This is a genomic window from Micromonospora sp. AMSO12t, assembly GCF_008806585.1.
GTDB classification, from domain to species: Bacteria; Actinomycetota; Actinomycetes; order Mycobacteriales; family Micromonosporaceae; genus Micromonospora; species Micromonospora reichwaldensis.
The window spans coordinates 1-1,829 of the sequence record NZ_WAAS01000479.1 but is presented as its reverse complement, the minus strand read 5'-3'; the positions used below and the strand labels follow the sequence as shown (position 1 = coordinate 1,829).

Genomic DNA, 1,829 nt, shown 5'->3' with positions numbered 1-1,829 from the left:
CCGCGGCCTTGCGCGCGGCGGCGGTCTCCTCCTTCGCCGGCTCACCGTTCGGGTCGTGCGCGGGCGGCGGCGGCACGGTGGCCATCCACTGCCCGAGGTGGTCCTTGTCGTGCAGCAGGTCCTTGATGTCGTACTCGGAGTATTCGAACTCCGGCGACCAGTAGAGGGCGTCGAAGGGGCAGACCTCCACGCAGATGCCGCAGTACATGCAGAGCGAGAAGTCGATGTCGAACTTGTCGAGCACGTTGCGCTGGCGGGGGCGGGCGGCGCCGGGCACCGCCACCTCCTCCTTGTGCGAGTCGATGTAGATGCACCAGTCCGGACACTCCCGGGCGCACAGCATGCAGACCGTGCAGTTCTCCTCCAGCAGCGCGATCACCCCGCGCGAGCGGGGCGGCAGCTCGGGGGCGACGTCCGGGTACTGCTGGGTGGTCGAGCGGCGGGTCATCGTCTTCAACGTGACCGCGAGCCCCTTCACCAGGCCCGCGCCGGGCAGGCCACGGTCTCCGCCGGCGCCGCCCGGCTCGCTGCGCTCGCTGCGGTCGGTCATGTCGACCATCCTGCCCTGTGGCCGCGGCGCGCGCGACCACCCCCCGAGGTCTGCCGGCGGTACGGTGAGGCGGGGAGAACGACGCATCGGAAAGGGCTCGCCATGACCGCCGCGCTGCACGACGAGTTTCCGCCGCCGGGCGAGTGGACGGCCGGCGACCTCGACCGCCTGCCCGACGACGGCCGCCGCCACGAACTCCTGGACGGAAACCTCATCATGTCGCTCTCCCCCACGCGACTCCACCAGTCGATCGCACTGATGCTCGGTGCGGCTCTTCAGGAGACCTGCCCGCCCGACCTCGACGTCACGCAGGGCGTCGAGGTGCGGCTCTCCCGCACCCGGGCGTTCATCCCCGACGTGCTGGTCACGGAGCTGGACTCGGCCTCGCGCAACGCGTCGCACTACCGGCCCCACGAGGTGATGCTGGTGGTCGAGATCGTCTCCGAGGGGTCGCGGAGCATCGACCGGGTGCTCAAGCCCGCGCTCTACGCCGAGGCCGACATCCCCTACTTCTGGCGAATCGAGACCGAGGCCGGGATCGTGGTGCACGCCCACAAGCTCGACCCGGCGAAGCGCGTCTACGTCGAGCAGGCCCGGATGACCGACGGGATCCTCGTCCCGGAGCCGTGGGAGATCGACATCCCGCTCGCCAGGATCACGCCCCGGTCCCGCTGATCCCACCCGCCGCCGGCGGCAGCATCTCGACGCCGAGCTGCTGGAGGAGCTGGAACAGCTCGTTGCAGCTCCACACGTCGATGATCCGGCCCGCGTCGTCGAAGCGCAGGAAGCTCGCCCCCGAGTAGCTGACCACCTGCCCGGTCGGCGGCACCGGCCCGAACGGCCCGGCCTGGGTGCCCGCCGCCCGCCAGTGCACCGCCACCCGGTCCCCGGCGGCCACCACGTCCACGAGCTTGTAGCGCAGGTCGGGGAAGGCGGCGCGGCGCTCCCGGTGCCACGCCAGCGTCGCCTCCGGGCCGGCCCCGCCCAGCCCCGGGCACTCCGGCGACACCAGTTCGTACGCCGACTCCTCCCGCGCGCCGTTCCACACGTCGGCGATGAAGCGTCGGGCCGCCGCCTCCACATCGGTCATCGCGGCAGCCTAACCGGCCACCGGGGCCGGCCGACCGGTCCCGGCGCGCCACCTCCGGCCTCGACCCGCCGCCTTCGGACTCGGCGCGCCCGGCAGCGGAGGCCAGCACACCGCGCGGAGGTCGGCACTCGGCGCGCCCGGGGGCGGTGTAGCCGCCATGATGGGACGAGCGACGGACGACGGCGGAGG

The 1,829-nt window shown here is 72.7% G+C and carries 3 protein-coding genes; 1 reads left to right on the top strand and 2 read right to left on the bottom strand.

The genetic code is table 11. The features are described 5' to 3' along the window. The coding region (locus F6X68_RS32455; RefSeq protein WP_151457806.1) for an NADH-quinone oxidoreductase subunit I at positions 1-559 on the bottom strand (559 nt) is incomplete at its 3' end. A 93-nt stretch (positions 560-652) separates the two neighbouring features. Here F6X68_RS32455 and F6X68_RS32450 point away from each other — a divergent pair. Next, the gene (locus F6X68_RS32450) at positions 653-1,225 is read left to right on the top strand and encodes a Uma2 family endonuclease (RefSeq protein WP_151457805.1); all 573 of its coding nucleotides are present in this window, start codon (positions 653-655) and stop codon (positions 1,223-1,225) included. Here F6X68_RS32450 and F6X68_RS32445 read toward each other — a convergent pair. Next, the gene (locus F6X68_RS32445; RefSeq protein WP_151457804.1) at positions 1,206-1,640 is read right to left on the bottom strand and encodes an ester cyclase; all 435 of its coding nucleotides are present in this window, start codon (positions 1,638-1,640) and stop codon (positions 1,206-1,208) included. The two genes, F6X68_RS32450 and F6X68_RS32445, sit on opposite strands and share 20 nt — an antisense overlap. Positions 1,641-1,829: the final 189 nt, after the last annotated feature.